The organism is Nitrosospira sp. Nl5 (genome assembly GCF_900102495.1).
Lineage (GTDB): Bacteria > Pseudomonadota > Gammaproteobacteria > Burkholderiales > Nitrosomonadaceae > Nitrosospira.
Window position 1 is genome coordinate 112,216 of the sequence record NZ_FMVQ01000002.1, and the last position, 17,394, is coordinate 129,609.

General features: G+C 55.5%; 17 protein-coding genes. 9 read left to right on the top strand and 8 right to left on the bottom strand.

All coding sequences use genetic code 11. The features are described 5' to 3' along the window. The first annotated feature begins 54 nt into the window (after positions 1-54). Positions 55-1,926 carry an amidohydrolase gene (locus BLP45_RS02850; protein WP_090369608.1) on the top strand — a complete coding sequence of 624 codons (1,872 nt, stop codon included), beginning with the start codon at positions 55-57 and terminating at the stop codon, positions 1,924-1,926. After that, positions 1,927-3,342 carry an alginate export family protein gene (locus BLP45_RS02855; RefSeq protein ID WP_090369610.1) on the top strand — a complete coding sequence of 472 codons (1,416 nt, stop codon included), beginning with the start codon at positions 1,927-1,929 and terminating at the stop codon, positions 3,340-3,342. It begins immediately after the preceding gene. Positions 3,343-3,483: 141 nt separating this feature from the next. Here the strand turns inward: BLP45_RS02855 and BLP45_RS02860 are convergent, their stop codons facing one another. The 4 genes from BLP45_RS02860 to BLP45_RS02875 form a co-directional block, all read right to left on the bottom strand. Beyond that, positions 3,484-3,693, bottom strand: coding sequence for a YbdD/YjiX family protein (locus BLP45_RS02860; protein WP_090369612.1), 210 nt, complete (start codon positions 3,691-3,693; stop codon positions 3,484-3,486). Between the two features lie 10 nt (positions 3,694-3,703). Further along, positions 3,704-5,776: a carbon starvation CstA family protein gene (locus tag BLP45_RS02865; protein ID WP_090369614.1), complete on the bottom strand. Its 2,073-nt coding sequence runs from the start codon at positions 5,774-5,776 to the stop codon at positions 3,704-3,706. Positions 5,777-5,842: 66 nt separating this feature from the next. Further along, positions 5,843-6,424 carry a DNA-3-methyladenine glycosylase gene (locus tag BLP45_RS02870; protein WP_090369616.1) on the bottom strand — a complete coding sequence of 194 codons (582 nt, stop codon included), beginning with the start codon at positions 6,422-6,424 and terminating at the stop codon, positions 5,843-5,845. Between the two features lie 154 nt (positions 6,425-6,578). Then, positions 6,579-7,544, bottom strand: coding sequence for a tetratricopeptide repeat protein (locus BLP45_RS02875; protein ID WP_090369618.1), 966 nt, complete (start codon positions 7,542-7,544; stop codon positions 6,579-6,581). A gap of 164 nt (positions 7,545-7,708) precedes the next feature. Here BLP45_RS02875 and BLP45_RS02880 point away from each other — a divergent pair, with 164 nt between their 5' ends. After that, complete coding sequence (locus BLP45_RS02880) at positions 7,709-8,647, top strand: DMT family transporter (RefSeq protein WP_256327648.1); 939 nt, start codon at positions 7,709-7,711, stop codon at positions 8,645-8,647. 107 nt (positions 8,648-8,754) lie between these two features. Here BLP45_RS02880 and BLP45_RS14750 read toward each other — a convergent pair whose 3' ends face one another. The 3 genes from BLP45_RS14750 to BLP45_RS02895 form a co-directional block, all read right to left on the bottom strand. Next, a complete protein-coding gene (locus BLP45_RS14750) occupies positions 8,755-9,411 on the bottom strand; it encodes a Kazal-type serine protease inhibitor family protein (protein WP_256327649.1) in 657 nt (218 codons plus the stop codon). Between the two features lie 23 nt (positions 9,412-9,434). Next, entirely contained in the window at positions 9,435-9,803 is a 369-nt protein-coding gene (locus BLP45_RS02890; protein WP_090369620.1) for a hypothetical protein, read from the bottom strand. A gap of 308 nt (positions 9,804-10,111) precedes the next feature. Beyond that, the gene (locus BLP45_RS02895; RefSeq protein ID WP_176754640.1) at positions 10,112-10,495 is read right to left on the bottom strand and encodes a hypothetical protein; all 384 of its coding nucleotides are present in this window, start codon (positions 10,493-10,495) and stop codon (positions 10,112-10,114) included. 501 nt (positions 10,496-10,996) lie between these two features. Here BLP45_RS02895 and BLP45_RS02905 point away from each other — a divergent pair. The 3 genes from BLP45_RS02905 to BLP45_RS02915 all read left to right on the top strand — a co-directional run bounded on the left by BLP45_RS02905 (position 10,997) and on the right by BLP45_RS02915 (position 13,913). Next, positions 10,997-12,241, top strand: coding sequence for an OprO/OprP family phosphate-selective porin (locus tag BLP45_RS02905; RefSeq protein WP_090369624.1), 1,245 nt, complete (start codon positions 10,997-10,999; stop codon positions 12,239-12,241). Positions 12,242-12,450: 209 nt separating this feature from the next. Continuing rightward, positions 12,451-12,915 (top strand): beta/gamma crystallin domain-containing protein, encoded by a 465-nt coding sequence (locus BLP45_RS02910; RefSeq protein ID WP_090369626.1) that lies wholly within the window; start codon positions 12,451-12,453, stop codon positions 12,913-12,915. 188 nt (positions 12,916-13,103) lie between these two features. Beyond that, entirely contained in the window at positions 13,104-13,913 is an 810-nt protein-coding gene (locus BLP45_RS02915; RefSeq protein ID WP_090369627.1) for an aminoglycoside phosphotransferase family protein, read from the top strand. Between the two features lie 47 nt (positions 13,914-13,960). Here BLP45_RS02915 and efp read toward each other — a convergent pair whose 3' ends face one another. Further along, entirely contained in the window at positions 13,961-14,527 is a 567-nt protein-coding gene (gene efp / locus BLP45_RS02920; protein ID WP_090369629.1) for an elongation factor P, read from the bottom strand. 70 nt (positions 14,528-14,597) lie between these two features. Between efp and BLP45_RS02925 the strand changes: the two genes are divergently transcribed. The 3 genes from BLP45_RS02925 to uvrC are packed head-to-tail and all read left to right on the top strand — an operon-like array spanning position 14,598 to position 17,364. Beyond that, positions 14,598-15,302, top strand: coding sequence for a uracil-DNA glycosylase (locus tag BLP45_RS02925; protein ID WP_090369631.1), 705 nt, complete (start codon positions 14,598-14,600; stop codon positions 15,300-15,302). Between the two features lie 47 nt (positions 15,303-15,349). Then, a complete protein-coding gene (locus BLP45_RS02930) occupies positions 15,350-15,538 on the top strand; it encodes a tautomerase family protein (protein WP_090369633.1) in 189 nt (62 codons plus the stop codon). A gap of 8 nt (positions 15,539-15,546) precedes the next feature. Beyond that, on the top strand, positions 15,547-17,364 hold the full coding sequence (gene uvrC / locus BLP45_RS02935; protein WP_090370024.1) for an excinuclease ABC subunit UvrC: 1,818 nt from the start codon (positions 15,547-15,549) through the stop codon (positions 17,362-17,364). Positions 17,365-17,394 lie beyond the last annotated feature (30 nt).

Genomic DNA, 17,394 nt, shown 5'->3' on the forward strand with positions numbered 1-17,394 from the left:
GCGTCCTCATATTTCTGAAAACCGGTGCACTGATCACTTCTGAAGGAGAAAACGATGAATAGCCCTAAAGCCCAACTGATTCTCCGCAACGGCCAATTCACAACCCTGGATCTCCAGAATCCGCAGGCGGCAGCTGTCGCGATCTCTGACGGACGTTTTACCGCAGTAGGGGATGACGACCAGGTGATGAGCTTCGCCGACAGCGATACAAGGGTGGTGGATCTGAATCACCGCCGTGTCATCCCTGGCCTTATCGATTCGCACCTGCATTTCATCCGCGGCGGGCTCAATTACAACATGGAATTGCGCTGGGACGGACTCCCCTCGCTGGCTGATGCGATGCGTCGTCTGAAGGAACAGGTCGCACGCACACCCGCACCGCAATGGGTGCGTATCGTCGGCGGCTTTACTGAAATGCAGTTCGCCGAAAAACGATTGCCGACACTCGACGAAATCAACGCGGTCGCGCCGGATACGCCGGTCTTCATCCTGCACCTCTATGACCGCGCACTATTGAACCGTGCAGCACTGCGCGCCTGCGGCTACGATCGCGATACCCCCAATCCAACGGGCGGTCTGATTGCCAAGGATTCCAGTGGAGAGCCGATCGGCCTGCTGCTGGCGGAGCCAAATGCCATGATCCTGTATGCGGCACTGGCCAAAGGCCCCAAGCTGCCTTACGAGTATCAGCTCAACTCCACGCGGCACTTCATGCGGGAAATGAATCGCCTGGGCATAACCGGCGTGATCGATGCCGGCGGCGGCTTTCAGAACTATCCGGATGACTACAAGGTTATCGAGGATCTGCATAAGGCTGGCGAGTTGACCTTGCGCATTGCCTATAACCTGTTTACCCAGAAAGCCGGGGAAGAGGTTTCGGATTTCTCCAAATGGACAAAAATGGGGAAGCCGGGTGACGGTGATGACTACTACCGGCACAACGGCGCGGGTGAGATGCTGGTCTTTTCCGCGTCGGACTTCGAGGACTTCCGCATGCCCCGTCCTGATATGGCACCTAAAATGGAGAACGATCTGGAAGCCGTGGTGCGCATCCTCGCAAGCAATCATTGGCCGTTCCGCCTGCACGCGACCTACAACGAAACCATCTCGCGGGCGTTGGACGTCTTCGAGAAGGTAAACCGGGATATTCCCTTCGACGGCATACACTGGTTTTTCGATCACGCCGAAACCGTGACTGACGTCAACCTCGAACGTATTGCCAAACTTGGCGGTGGAATCGCCATTCAGCACCGCATGGCCTATCAGGGCGAGTTTTTCGTGCAGCGCTACGGTCGCAAAGCCGCGGAGCGTACACCCCCCTATAAACGCATGCTGGAAATGGGCGTAAATGTCGGTGCCGGCACCGATGCCACTCGCGTAGCCAGCTATGATCCATGGAATGCGCTCTACTGGCTGACTACTGGCAAGACCTTGGGCGGTCTCTCGCTGTATCCGGCGGCGAATCTCGTGGATCGCGCGACGGCGCTACGCCTTTACACCCAGGCGAACACCTGGTTCTCGAATGAGGAAGATGTAAAAGGCCAGATCAAACTCGGCCAATATGCCGATCTTGCCGTGCTGTCCGACGACTACTTCAAGGTCCCGGAAGACGAAATTCGAAATCTTGTTTCGGTGCTCACAGTTGTCGGCGGACGCATCGTCCACGGCGATGACGAGTTCGGCAAGCTTGCGCCACCTTTACTCCCGGCCATGCCGGACTGGTCGCCAGTGAAACATTTCGGCGGCTACTTCAAACCCCCGGTAGACGCGCCTACTATGCACCAACGTGCTCAGGCAACCTGTGGTTGTGATACCAGTTGCTCCGTGCATGGCCATGCGCATGGGCGGGCATACCAGGATGCTGTGGACACGAGTGACCAGCTTGGTTTCTGGGGTGCACTCGGCTGCTCGTGCTGGGCAGTATGAGTGTTTACTACCGCCCATCTTTTCGACAAACCGGCCGGGCTTTCCTGGATGAGTTTTGTTTCCATGCGCCAGCAGGCGGCAAAGTCCAGGAGCTCGGGTCTAGCCGCTATGGTACTGGCGATGGCCATGCCTGTGACTGCATCCGAGTACAAACCCTTGCGATTCGAGGAGGATTGGCGAGCAAGCTGTAACAAAATTGCGCCCAAATGCTGGCGCATCGGCGAGGCTGCCACGCTAATATTCGGCGCTGACGCGCGCGTGCGCACCGAATATCTCCGGCCCCTTGATTTCGGTATCGGTAGTCCCGGCAGTGATAACTTCACGCTGTTTCGAGGTCTCATGCATGGCGACCTGCGTGTCGGGAAGCACGTGCAGGCATTCGTGCAACTCGGGGCATATGACGAAACCGGACGCGCTGGCGGACCGGTCAGCACGGATCAAAGCAGGCCCGAGCTGCAGCAGGGCTTCCTGGCATGGAACGGAGACATGTTTTCCCTCCGTGTGGGCCGGCAGGAAATGACGCTTGGCACCTCGCGCCTGGTCTCGGTGCGAGAAGGACCTAATATTCGCCTCGCTTTCGATGGCGTACGCGCCAGCTGGAGTCGCGGATCGCATCGCATTGATGGGTTTGCTTTTCGCCCGGTTCTCAACCGGCCGGGCGCCTTCGATGACAGTGCCAATAAGTCGCAAGCGTTCTATGGCTTGTATGCCACCCTTGCGCCGGAACGTATTGCTCCCCTCAAGGTCGATCTCTACTGGCTTGGCTACGAACGGGATCAGGGCAGCTTTGCGGCAGCGCAGGGGCGCGAACACAGGCATTCTTTCGGTACACGGCTTTTTGGTTCCGCAAAGGGCTGGGACTGGAACTATGAAGCGGTATTTCAGAGCGGCCATGTTGGTGATCAAACCATTCACGCCTGGACGGTTTCCTCCGATACCGGTTTTACTTTCACCAACGTGCCTTGGTCGCCGCGCCTCAACCTGAAAGCGGATATTGCCAGCGGTGATAAAAATCCCAACGATGGGCGGCTTGGTACCTTTAACGCACTCTATCCCAACCCCACCTACCTCAGCGAGGCAGCGCTGCTGGCACCGGGCAATATCATGGACCTGAACCCAGCCTTGACGGTCAAACCGATACCCTCGCTGAAACTTGTTCTGGGCTGGGATTTTCTATGGAAACATCACAAAGAGGATGCGGTTTACACGCCACCAGCACCCTTGGTGGTGATCCCTGAAACCATTGGAACCGACAGGTACATTGGCGATCAGATCAGGCTCGAAAGTACTTATCGTCTCAGCCCACAGTGGGAAATGCGTGCGGCTGCGGTCCATTTCCGGGCAGGGGAAGCCCTGACACAGGCTGGCGGCCGAAGTGTAACTTTCCTCATGACAAGCCTGGCATTCCGCTGGTGAGCAAGACTGTTGAGGGTAGCGCACGTTTCATCTCAGCAGGCGCCGCTCAAGTTACCGATATTCGCAGTTTCCTGGGTTGCATCGCTCGGTTCCAATATCGGTATCCGGGTTAACGGGGAGGCACTCCGTACGGTTCAGCCACTAACAACATCGCGTGACCTTGCCGTTGCCGCCGTACCGCGCCTCCTGGCGTTCCCGGAAAAATTCCTGGTAGGACATGACCGGCTGATCCGGATGTGTATTTTTCATGTGCGTCACGTAGGTGCTGTACGGAGGCACGCCCACCATTAACCGCAGGGTTTGCCGGACATAGCATGCCGCTTTCGCAATTCCGGTAGTTTTATCTAGCATATCGTGATCCTCACGTTCCAGGCGCCGCTTCGGCCGGCAATAATTCAAACGGCGCCTCTTTTGCGGTGGGTCCGCCGGCACCACGCGCGCGCAACACCGTTCTGACTCCGAATACCAGCATACTGAGCAATACCAGCATGAACAGGCAAGTCAGCGACGTATTCACGTAATCGTTGAAGATTACCTGCTGCATTTGGCCGAGCGATTTGGCAGGCGCCAGGAGCGTACCGTCCGCCAGTGCCTCTTTGTATGTATTGGCATGCGCCAGAAAGCCTATGCGCGGATTGGCATCGAAAATCTTCTGCCATGCGGCGGTCAACGTGCAAACGATCACCCATGTGGCCGGTACGATGGTGACCCAAGCAAAACGGTCACGCTTCATCTTGAATAGGACGCACGTGCAAAGAATCAGCGCAATGCCGGCAAGCATCTGGTTGGCGATGCCGAACAGTGGCCATAACGTGTTAATGCCGCCCAGTGGATCAATCACGCCCTGGTACAGAAAATAGCCCCAGCCGGCGACGCAAATAGCGGTTGCGATGAGGCTGGCGACTATCGAATCGGTGCGTTTCATGGACGGGATGAATGTGCCGAGCAAATCCTGCAACATGAAGCGTCCGGCGCGCGTGCCCGCATCGACCGCCGTCAGGATGAAAAGCGCCTCGAACAGAATGGCGAAGTGATACCAGAACGCCATCATTGACCGTCCGCCGACCACATCCGACAGGATTTGCGCCATGCCGACCGCCAGGGTCGGCGCGCCGCCGGTACGGGAAATAATGGTGTGCTCTCCGACATCGCGCGCGGTCTGCGTGATCATCTCAGGTGTAACGTAAAAGCCCCATTGCGAAATGGCCTGCGTAGCCGATTCCGCTGTGCTGCCGATGATCGCTGCCGGGCTGTTCATGGCAAAGTACACGCCCGGCTCTATAGTAGAGGCGGCAACCAGCGCCATGATGGCGACAAATGATTCCATCAGCATGGCGCCGTAGCCGATGAAACGTGCATCGCTCTCATTCCTGATCATTTTAGGCGTAGTGCCGGACGATATAAGCGAATGAAAACCGGACACGGCGCCGCAGGCGATGGTAATGAACAGGAAAGGGAACAGGCTGCCGGACCAGACCGGCCCGGAGCCATCCACAAACTGCGTGAACGCCGGCATTTTGAGTTCCGGTGAAATGAATATGACGCCGATCGCCAGGCCGACAATGGTGCCGATCTTGAGAAAAGTGGACAAATAATCGCGTGGCGCCAGCAACAGCCAGATTGGCAGCACCGAAGCGATGAAGCCATAGGCGATCAGCAGCCAGGTCAGTTGTTCGCCCGTCAGGGTGAAGAGGGCGGCGAGCGCGGGGATTTCCTGCACATATTGCCCTGCGACGATCGACATCATCAACAGGGCAAAACCAACCATTGATACCTCGCCAATTGCGCCGGGGCGAATAAAGCGCGCGTAAACCCCCATGAACAGGGCGATGGGGATGGTGGCGGCAACAGTGAACGTGCCCCACGGCGACTCCGCCAGCGCCTTGACCACGATCAGCGCCAGCACTGCCAGCAGGATCAGCATGATGAAGAATGTGCCGAACAGGGCGATCATGCCCGGTACCTGCCCTAATTCGGATTTGATCAGGTCGCCCAGCGAACGGCCGTCGCGCCGGGTGGAAATGAACAGCACGATAAAGTCCTGCACCGCGCCAGCGAAGACGACGCCGGCCAGCAGCCACAGCATGCCGGGCATATACCCCATCTGCGCCGCCAGTATCGGGCCGACGAGGGGGCCGGCTCCGGCAATCGCGGCAAAATGATGCCCGAACAGGACATATTTGTTGGTCGGCACATAATCCAGCCCGTCATTGAATTTGTAAGCGGGCGTCATGCGTATCGGGTCCACCCTCAGCACCCGGCGGGAAATGAACTGGCTGTAAAAGCGATAAGCAATGGTGTAGACGCAAACTGTGGCGACGACGATCCAGATAGCGCCGATGGATTCGCCCAGATGCAGTGCGATGAAAGCGAATGCGAAGGCGCCGGTAGCCGCGAGTGCGAACCAGCCAAGTTTGTTGAATAAGTGACTCATTCTCTCTCCGAGGTGAAAACTGTGTCGCGATGAACCTGAAACCCCCAGGCATCCGGAATGGAATAGCTAGCGGAACGGACGGCTCAGAAAGGGAGATCCGGAAAGTCCGAAACGCCAGGGCGCATCTTTCGCTTTGGAAATGCCGATGCGGGGGCCCGTCACGATAGAAGCCTGTTCCGTGAAGGTGAGGGGTATGAGTTGAAAAGGCGGCGAATCGATCTGCATGCCACTGTGCTCGTCCGTGACGCCAAGCGCCTGGCAGACGCGGCCGGGCCCGGCGCAAAGCAGGCGTATATTGCTGAGCCCGCGTCTCGCACGCATGGTATCCAGCCCGGCAAGCGGTTCGAGCGCCCGGATTAAAACACCTGCACCATGCCCATCCCCCCGGCAAACGAAATTGAGGCACCAGTGTAGCCCGTAGGAGCGGTAGATATACGCCCGGCAGGGCGGGCCAAACATCACCCTGTTACGCCTGGTCGGACCGCCAAAGCTATGCGACGCCGGGTCCTCGTGGTCATAGGCTTCCGTTTCGACAATCCGGCCTCCGACGCCATTGACCAGCAGGGTGGCGCCTATCAGGGAACGCGCCACGTCTACGGACGAGGCGGAAAAATCGATAACTGGCGGAGTCGGCGAGACTGCATTCATGTAGCAATTTTATAGCGGGTTCCGCGAAAAACCAAGTTGCATATGCAACGGCATTGCCGATCGTGAATGGGTAAAGGTACTGCTGGAGGATGATATACACTGTCGGTTTGATCTTCGGCTAATGCTGGCAAATCAGAGGATGCTGAGGTAGAGGCTATTGCTTCATCGCCAATATTTCCGATGCCCGTTTTTCAAGGCACTCAGCTTCCTCCGGTCGGCACATGTCGCGATATAGAGCCGCAAGGCTATTAAGGCTCGCCGCCACGGTGGGGTGATTCAGGCCGAGACTTTTTTCATTGAGTTTCAGTGCACGTTTGTAGAGTCTCCCGGCTTGCAAATACTTCGTTTTTCCGCGATAAAGCGCCGCGAGATTATGCAGGGTTGTAGCAACATCGGGGTGAACCGGACCGAGAACCCCTTTTGAAATCGCGAGCGCGCGCTGGAGGAGCGGTTCGGCCTCGTCATATTGCTTCTGCGCGAGATACAGCAACGCGAGATTATTCAAATTCGTGGCAACCTCAGGGTGATTCGGACCCCAGGCCTCTTCGCTAATTTTCAACGCACGCGTGAGAAGCGATGCCGCTATTTCATGCTGCCCCTGGGCGCGATGCACTTCCGCCAGGTTATTCAGGCAGACAGCGACATCGGGATGATTCGGACCGACTGCCTTTTCCGAAATTTCCAGCGCACGCTGGAGAAATCGCTCGGCTGGCGCGTACTGCGCCCGATCGCAGTAAAGTGACGCGAGGTTGTGCAGGTTCGTGACGACATCGGGGTGATCCGACCCCAGGGCTTTCTCGCAAATCGCCAATGCACGTGCAAGAAGCGCCGCAGCCAGTCCGAGTTGTCCCTGGCCACGATGCACCTCGGCCAAATTATTCAGGCTCGCGGCTAAATCGAGATCATATGCGCCGTGGGTCTGTTCCCAGAACAGCAGCGCTTTCTTGAGAAGCATTTCGGCTTCGGCATATTTCCCTTCGGCATAATACAGCACAGCCAAATTGTTTCGCCCCATGGCCACCTTGGGATGATTCGAACCAAATACCTGTTCCGCCTCCTGGAGAGCCTTCTTCGCCGCGACGGTAGAGCGCTTGTGTTTCTTCCGTTGGTCCGGCTTCACTCTACCTCCATACGAAACGTTGCCCCTCGTTTGCCATTCGACGGGCTATTTAACTCGGGATCGGGAAGCACGGATAGCTGTAAAATCTTACAGGTGGAGCGGCGGCATGGGGCACGGGCTATGGTCAGCCTGCCGGATTTTGAAGAATCGAAGCAAAAAGGTGATTGGACGAGGTTCCTTTGGTATTGATTAAAACCGTTCCAGGCGGAAAATTGTCGCCTCCGGTGTTGATGCTCGGCGCATCTTTGCTTTTCGCAACCATGGGCGCGTGCGTGAAGTTTGCATCCGCCGATTACGGTCCCGGTGAAATCGTATTCTATCGTGGCATTGTAGGCGCGATGATGATGGCATTTGTCATGCATCATCGCGGCGAAACGCTTCGCACCGGTGTGCCCGCAATGCACGCCTGGAGAAGCCTTACCGGCGTCAGCTCGCTTGGGCTATGGTTCTACGCGATAGGAGAACTGCCGCTTGCCACCGCCGTGACCCTGAACTACATGTCTTCCATCTGGATGGCGCTGCTGCTCATCGGCGGATCCGTCTTGCTCGGCGGCAGCCGGGTGGATGCGCGCCTGGTATGCACTGTGCTTGCCGGTTTTGCCGGCGTGATGTGCGTGCTTCAGCCCACTATGGAACCTCAGCAGCTATGGGGCGGACTGATGGGCCTGCTGTCGGGCCTGCTTGCCGCCGTGGCCTATCTCCAGGTCACTGCGCTTGGCAGGGCCGGGGAACCGGAGGATCGCGTCGTATTTTATTTTTCCCTCGGCAGCATCGGTGGGGGAGCCGTGGCAACGTCGCTCATCAGCGGATGGCATGCTCACAGCATGCAAGGAATGGGCATGCTGCTCGCCGTGGGGGTACTCGCTACCCTGGCGCAGTTGATGATGACCCGTGCTTACAGAACCGGTCGTACGCTTGCCAACGCCAGTTTGCAATATCTGGGCATCGCCTGGTCTTTTTTGTACGGCGTGGTGTTATTCGATGATCCAATCACCGGACTTGCACTGTTGGGCATGGGCTTGATTGCAATAGCGGGCATCGTGGCGGCGCGGTTGCGCGAGTCTATCACGGCCAATCGTATTGACCCTCCGCTTGGATCATGAAGGGCAAACAACCGGGTGTGGCGTGGAGGCGTTATCGTACTGCTGAAATCATGGGGATAAGAGGGATAATCTTGGTGAATCGTGGCGTGAAATTAAAAAATGAATAATCAACCACCAGATTCGGGATCGCGTGCCAACTCCTCCGGCGACTTGCATTTGCCCTGGTGATCGAGGGAAACTCCGGCACGTGCGGCTTCGCATTCATTCCCATAGGTCTCGCCGTCGCAACCGCAAACAGGTTTGTATTCCTGGGTGCAAACAGCGGGAATTGCCGTGCACGATCCTTGTGCATCGGCAATTTTGCATTGCCCGGCCGCGATTTTACAATACTGCGTACCAGCACATAACATCCCCAGAACACCGCCGCAATCCAACGGCTTGATTGGCTCTGTCTCCCTGCAGCGTTCGGTTAGCTCCACATTGAGGAAGGTTCCCGCTCTGGGTCGGATGGAACGCAGCCGCTGGACCCAATCATTAAACTCTTTCAGGGATGAGTTAAAACCAGCTTCCGCGCATGCGGACAAGCCGAATTCCATAGAGGCCGGGCCGCCTGCAACGGGACCATATACACGAAATATGTCAACAGTATCAGCTGCGACGGCGTTGCCAATCGTTTTGCGAACCGATTTTAAAGCTGCGTTATCCACGGCACCATCGGTACTGCCTACGTTGATATTTACGGCGCGATTTTCTGCGCCGTTTTTCTCGGCGGCAGACGGGCCCGCAAGCAGCGCCAGCCCTATCAGGAAAATATATATCGGCAAGACTGCCAAGGTTTCCGGGTTAATTAATTTGGCCCGATCGGCCCACCTTGAATATCGCTTGGGTCTTTAAGCGGTACTCCTTTCTCATCCTTGCGTACCGGTGGCGGGACGGACGGTTCTACACCTTTATTCCGCTCATTCCTTATTTTTTGATCTACCTGCCCTGAATCCACCCCTTCCTTGAGGATGCCATATTCACCCGCCGAAGGTTTTGTAGAACTTCCCTGTCCGGTAGAGCTTCCTTGCCCGGTTGCGCTGCCCTGACCAGAGGACCCCTGTCCGGAAGTGCCATACTGGGCATGCGTTACGCTCGCCATGCTGAAACCAAGGGCGGTTGCGATCACTAGGGCGGTTGCCAGCGGTCGATTTGCGGATTTAAAAGAAAATTTCATGGCTATTCCTTTTATCGAACCAGCGACATTGCTGTACTAAAAATGTTACTTGCCGTTCTTTAGCTCTTCAGTGCGGTAGCACACTGAGATTTCGTGTAACGCATTGCGCCTCCGGTGTCCTTGAGTTTCGAACGAGAATATGAAGCCGGTCGCGGGCTCGAGTGGCGTAGGGAAAAGAAAACGGTTGGACAAAACAAAGGGCATCCCGGAAAGGATGCCCCATGTAATCCTGCTGCTAAGGTTCAGTCCCGAATAATATCGGAGCACTACACCGGCACCTTGCTTCCGTAATCGTCCCGGATGTCGATTCAGTTTGGTCCGATAGGTCCCCCTTGCTCATCCTTCGGGTCTTTGATCGGCCTGCCTTCCTTATCCCTTGCGAATTCCGGCACGTGAGTATCCTTGCTGGGCGACGCCGGGTCCGATCCCCGCTCCACCCGTTTCTTTTGATCTACATACCCGGTATCCATATGCTCTTGCTCTTTAGGTATGCCATATTTATCTTTTTCGGAAGGACGGGGTGCTTCACGTTGCCCGGTGGCACCTTGCCCGGTGGAACTTTGTCCGGCGGCGGAATCGCTATCGCCGTACTGGGCATGGGCAATGCCCGCGATGCAAAAAAACATGGTAATGGCGATGACTAACAAGGACGCCGGTGACCGGATGGTGGATATTATAGGGACGATGCTCATGACTGCTCCTTTAATCATTCCAGCGATATTGCTGTACCAAAAATGCTACGCGCCGTTTTTTAGCTCTTCAGTGCGGTAGCACACACGTCCTTTTGCCGGAGTGAGAGAGCCTGATGTATGAAGGCGTCGTTTTGATTATTGATGGCTCTTCCTCCAGAGTGGCCAGGTTTCTGTGTGGAATCGCCCTGAGCATAGCTCTGCGCAATACGATGCCGGCGCCCGCAGTACTGCAATCAACGAGCTGGCTAATCCCGATGATTTTGCTGATAATATTGGGGAAATTTCGTCGCTATTCCTTTGCCAATCCAGCACGTCACTGTGTCAAAGATAGTACATGTGGTTTTTTCCGGAAGGGGTAGCTAGCGATTCTTCCATCAGGACGCGATTCGTCCGCATTATTACTGATCACATAATCAGCAAGTATAAATAATCAGGGAACATATCAACTTGTCAGTCGGACCGACGCACACTGCTCTGAAATACTGCGCTCTGGTTTTATTCATGGGCATCACTATTGACCCGGTTTTTGCGTTTACCTTTGAAACCAAGGGCAGCCCCACGATCAAGTCGAAAGATGGCAATTTCGCAATGGTCTTCGGCGCTCGTGCTCATCTTGATGTACATGCGTTTAACGACGATAAATCCAATCCCGCATATCCGCCATTCGGCAGCCAGGTACCCAACAGTCACCCCGAAGATGGTTTCAACTTCCGCCGTGGCTACACTGACGTGACAGCCAGATTCTATGATCTAAGTTTCAAATTCCAGAATGACTTTGCCGCCGGCACTTTTCCCGGCAGCCTTCGCGAAGCCTGGGTTGCAGCCAAGCTTGGGCCGGGCCAGCTCATGATTGGTCAATTCAAGCCTTTTCGCAGTATGGAAGAGCTTACCAGTTCGAACGAGATTACGATGATGGAGCGGCCTTCAACCACATCCAGCGGCATTTATTCAGGACGGCAGTGGATGATGGGCATGGGCTACAAGGGTATTTTCGCGGATCAGCTTGGCTATGCGGTGGATATAATGAGCGTGGCGCACGCTGGTATGCCGATAGCGGGTGCAAGTTACGGGGGCCGCCTGTTTTGGGTGCCATTTGCAGAGGAGGGAAACACGCTCCATTTCGGCTTCTCGTGCAGCAGGGACGACCCGAGTTCCGAGTCGCTTCCTGCGAAAGTGGTTGATGTGTATGGCGGGCGCCGGGGAATCAGCAAATCCCTGGGTATCGCTGGCGCAGGCGGGGGCCCATCCGGCGCGGATAGTCAAACCACTTGGGAAGTGGAGGCCGCTTATTCGATCGGGCCGGTGACCCTGCAAGGCGAATATGCAAATTCCAGGCTCGACAACACTCACTTGGTGGCGGGAGGACAGAAGGATTCCACGATACAGGCATACTATGTGCAAGCCGGCTGGTTTGTCACCGGTGAGCGATCAATTTACAGGAAGGAACGCGGCGCATTTGGAAAGCCAAAGCCGATCAGCAAATGGGGTGCACTCGAACTCGCGGTGCGCTACGATTTGGCGGAGAACATGAGTCAGAGCTTGGCTGCAGACCCCTGTGGCACCGGCACGTCGAAATGCCAGGTTCAGATCATTACGCTGGGCGCCAACTGGTATGTTCGGCAAGGTTTGCGCTTCATGCTCAATTACTATATGACCGAGGCCGGAATCGGCCACGGCGGCAACTCCCCCACGGATCGCCGGGACAATCTGTCCGTCATTTCCTTCCGCACTCAGCTAAGTTTCTAAATCGAGAAACCGGGCTTACTGTCCGTCAGGTTCCTGATGCAGGCAGTTTACAGATCAGCTATTTTATTCGCGGGGAGTCGACTTCGAGCCTAGATCGCGCTTCTCCCGGTCCTATGTGCGGCGTGATACGACGATCACTTTCCACCGAGATAGGGTTATTTGTCGGGCGTAACCCGTGCTTGGGAAATTTTAAAACCAGGAGATGAGGAATGAGAAAAATGATCATATTGGCAACTCTGCTGACATCGCTATTGGCGCTTGTCACTATACCTGCCGCCACAGCGCAGGATACAACGCCAGGCAAGAACGAAGATAAGGGGAGGGCCGCCACGGCGCCGGTTATCTTGTTGGTTCCTCCTATGTTCGCGGTTAACCCGTCATTGGCGGATGGCTGCTGGGCTCGGCTTTTTGATGATCAGGATTACCGTGGCGATGTGCTCACACTTGCTGGCCCGATCGACATTCCCAGTGCGCGGGTAGGAGAAAACTTGGTGTGGGGCCGCAAGTACGATAGTGTCATCGTTGGGCCGAAAGCGACTCTGACGATCTACGATAACCAGAACTATCAGGACAAGACAGCGACCTTCAAGGCCGGACAGCGAATACCCGATCTAAATGAAAAGCTCGGGCCTTTTGAGAATATCCGGTCACTTAAGATCGCCTGCTCCAAGTAGCCATGTTTTCATGTGTTTTAACGTGCTTCTTTAGTATCGGGTGCGGCGGTGGCAGGATAGAGAAGTTATGCTCTCCTCCGCGAGTTCTGCAAGCTTCTCTTCCAGTACTGCGCGCGGGCTCGCTAATTCACATATCAATTATAGCATGGTCATATGCAGATTCGAGACTACAATCCGGATAAGAATCTATGTTTAATGCATATCTCGATCGCTGGGGCCTGAAGCCCGATGGTGATCCCATTGTTACCTACAGCAGCCAGCTTTTGCCTGTACTTCAGGGCGATATTCCCGCGATGCTCAAGGTTGCAGTTGAGACGGAGGAGAAGTTCGGTGGTCTTCTGATGTCCTGGTGGGGCGGGCAAGGGGCGGCACGCGTACTGGCTCATGAGGGCGATGCGCTGCTCATGGAGCGTGCCGAAAATAATATTCTGCTCGCGGACCTTGCACGAAATGGAGGCGACGACGAGGCGAGCCGCATTATTTGCGACGCCGTAGCGGCACTTCATCGTCAGAAAGGAAATCCTCCTTTCGACCTTATCCCGTTAGCCGAATGGTTTGAAGATTTGGCTCCTGCCGCAGCGGAGCATGGTGGAATACTCGCCGCGTGCGCTGCAACAGCAGGCGAATTGTTGGCAGCACCTCGGGAAGTCGTGGTGCTGCATGGCGACGTTCACCATCAAAACATTCTCGACTTCGGGCCGCGTGGCTGGCTGGCGATCGACCCTAAACGGCTGCTAGGGGAACGCGGTTTTGATTATGTGAATTTGTTCTGCAATCCCGACCCCGAAACAGCGGTTACTCCGGGACGCCTGGCGCGGCAGGTAGACGTGGTAGTTGAAGCGGCAGGTCTGGAACGTAAGCGACTATTGCAATGGATTGTTGCCTGGGCCGGACTATCGGCGGTGTGGTGGCTCCAGGACGGGGAGCCCGAAAGCGAACATGTCGTGGCGGATCTGACTGTGGCGGACATGGCAATGAGGGAGTTGGCGAAGAGTTGAGGTTATCCGGCAGCAAACCTGCGGTTTCGCTAGTTCCGCATGGTTGGTTACATCCGCTCGATATATTCCCCGCTATCGGTATTGATCTTGATTTTTTCCCCTTGCAGGACGAATGCCGGGACCATGACCACAAGCCCTGTCTCCATCGTGGCCGGCTTGTAGGAACTGGTGGCGGTAGAACCTTTGAGGTTGGGTTCGGTATCGGTAATAGTCAGCACCACGCTGGCCGGAAGCTGTACGCCGATGGCACGTTCATTGTGGAAATTGACTTGCACGTCGGTGTTCGGCAACAGGTATTCGTACTGACCCTCAAGAAATTCCTGCGACAGGCTTAATTGCTCGTAGTTTTCCTTATCCATGAAGATATAGTTGTCACCCTCCTGGTAGAGATAGGTCATATCGCGTGGTTCGACGAAAGCGCGCTCGACTTTGTCCTCGGTACGTATGCGCTGGTTGGTTTTGGTGCCCGCTTCGATGTCTTTCATCTCCACTTGCATGAATGCTCCCCCTCGGCCGCCAACATGGACGTGGTAACATTTCAGGACGCGCCAGATGCGTTTGTCCCACTCGATCAGGTTTCCGACGCGAATTTCTGTTGCAAGAACTTTGGCCATTATTTTTCCAGTGTTTTCCCGGTGAATCAAAAGAGCGCGCATTTTACTACAAAAGGCAGGTGATAACCCCATGCAATCAACGTTCTCACCCGACTGCCGGCAATGCCCGCGGCTGGCAGGATTCCTGGACGACGTGAAAGTCCGTTATCCCGATTATCATGCCCGTCCGGTGCCGCCTTTTGGCGATGTGGCGCCCAAGCTGCTTGTTGTCGGCCTCGCTCCTGGCATGCATGGCGCCAATCGCACGGGTAGGCCCTTTACAGGGGATTTTGCCGGAATCCTGTTATATCGAACACTGCATAAATTTGGTTATGCGAGCCATGAAGGCTCCGCTTTCGCGGACGACAATTTGGCGCTCACGAACTGCCGCATTACCAATGCGGTCAAATGCCTGCCGCCGCAAAACAAGCCGGAGCCAAGCGAGATCCGTCAATGCAACGGGTATCTCGCTGCCGAAATTGCTGATTTCAAGAAAAGGGGAGGCATCGCGCTGCTTGCTCTCGGCAGAGTCGCCCACCAGGCGGCACTGATGGCTTTAGGGCTCAAGCTCACAGGTTTTCCTTTTGCCCATGGCGCGATTCACAAATTTCCCGGGAATTTGACCTCCGGCGGCATGAACATGGGCGGCTTGACGTTATATGACAGCTATCATTGTAGCCGTTACAATACCCAGACACGGCGTTTGACCGCTGAAATGTTCGAGCAGATATTTGCAAGAATTTGTGCTGATTTGGCTTCCCCTCATTTGGCAGCCCAGCAGCAAACCATAGATTGAACGCAAACCAGGCAGAAACTCAACGGAAACGAAACGGGAATTTAGCCATGCCCTATGTCAATATTCGCATTGCCGGCGTACTCAGCCGGGAGCAGAAGAAACAGATAGCACAGGAAATCACTGATACGCTGGAGCGTATTGCGCACAAACCGAAGTCCTATACGTATATCGCTTTCGACGAGCTGGCCCATGAAAATTGGGCGATAGCGGGTAACTTGCTGGGCGAGGAGGACTGATCGCCTTGCTGGCGGTATCCACTTTTGACGCCAGGGCATTCTGCGCCAGCCTGCCTTCCCAACCGGGGGTTTATCGCATGATGAATTCCTCAGGGCAGGTGATTTATGTCGGCAAGGCCATTGATCTCAAAAAACGCGTTTCCTCCTATTTTCAGAAAAATGGGCTGGGCCCTCGCACCCAACTGATGGTTTCCCAGGTTACGGGAATTGAAACCACTGTCACCCGCTCAGAAGCCGAGGCGCTGTTACTTGAAAATAACTTAATCAAGAGTTTAACTCCCCGATATAACATCTTGTTTCGGGACGACAAATCATACCCATACGTCATCCTGACCGGACACCGTTTTCCCCGGCTGGGTTTTTACCGGGGGAGCCTGGATAAAAAACATCATTATTTTGGACCCTTTCCCAACGCAAGGATGGTGAGAGAAAGCATTCAACTCCTGCAGAAAGTATTCCGTATCCGCACCTGCGAGGATAGCGTGTTCAGCAATCGCACGCGGCCTTGCCTGCTCTATCAGATCAAACGCTGCAGTGGACCCTGTGTCGATCTGACCACCCCCGAAGCCTATCGGGAAGATGCGAGAAATGCCGAGCTTTTTTTGCAGGGCAAGCAAACTGAAGTAATGGAAAGCATTGCCAGGAAAATGCAGGAATCCGCGAATGCTCAGGATTACGAGCAGGCTGCGTTGTTCCGTGACCAGATTCAGTCACTGCGAAAGATCCGGGAAAAACAGTTTGTGGACAGCGGCCGGGCGCTGGATGCCGATGTAATTGCCTGCGTTGCGGAGAATAGCGGCGGGGGAAGGATCTGCGTCAACCTTGCCATGGTCAGGGGAGGGCGGCACCTCGGGGACAAGAGCTTTTTTCCGCAAAATGCGGAAGGATACGATCTGCCCTCGGCAGTGGAGGCTTTTCTGGCTCAGCATTACCTTAATCGAAGCGTGCCGCACCTCATTATCGTCGGCGAGAAAATTCAGCGGGAGACGCTGGAAACCCTGCTGGCCGAACAATCCGGCCATAAGATCGTGATCAATTCCAATCCCGTCGGCGACCGGCGTATGTGGCTGGATATGGCGGCGGAAAACGCGCGGCTTGCACTGGAGCAAATGTTGAGCCGGCAGGCCAGCCAGGAGGAGCGGCTGCAAGCCTTGCAGCAGGCGCTGGATATCACGGGACTCGGCCGCATTGAATGTTTTGACGTCAGCCACACGCAAGGTGAAGCGACTATCGCATCCTGCGTGGTTTATGATAATTTTTCAATGCGCAACAGCGAATACCGCCGTTACAATATCAATGGCATTACGCCGGGAGACGACTACGCCGCCATGCGTGATGTCCTTTCGCGGCGCTACCATAAAATTGCCGAAGGCGAGGGCAGGCTCCCCGACCTGATTCTGATCGACGGTGGCAAAGGGCAGGTAAGCGCCGCGCGGGAAGTGCTGGTTGAGCTCGGGTTGAATGATGCGAACCTGGTGGGAGTGGCTAAAGGCGAGGAACGCAAACCCGGCCTGGAACATTTGATTTTCCCGGGAACGGAAAAGCCGCTACAATTGCCGAAGGACCATCCTGGATTGCATCTAATCCAGCAAATTCGTGATGAAGCTCACCGTTTTGCAATTTTCGGCCATCGTGCCAAACTTGGAAAATCGCGCACCAGTTCAAGTTTGGAACAAATTGAAGGGATCGGAGCCAAGCGCCGGCAAAGCCTGCTGGCACGTTTTGGCGGACTGAAAGGCGTGCTCACCGCGAGTATCGAAGAATTACAGCAGGCCGAAGGAATCAGCCGTGCACTGGCGGAGAAGATTTACAAGGAATTGCATTGAGCCTTGCCCCGCAGTTGCCTGCTCGTTCCA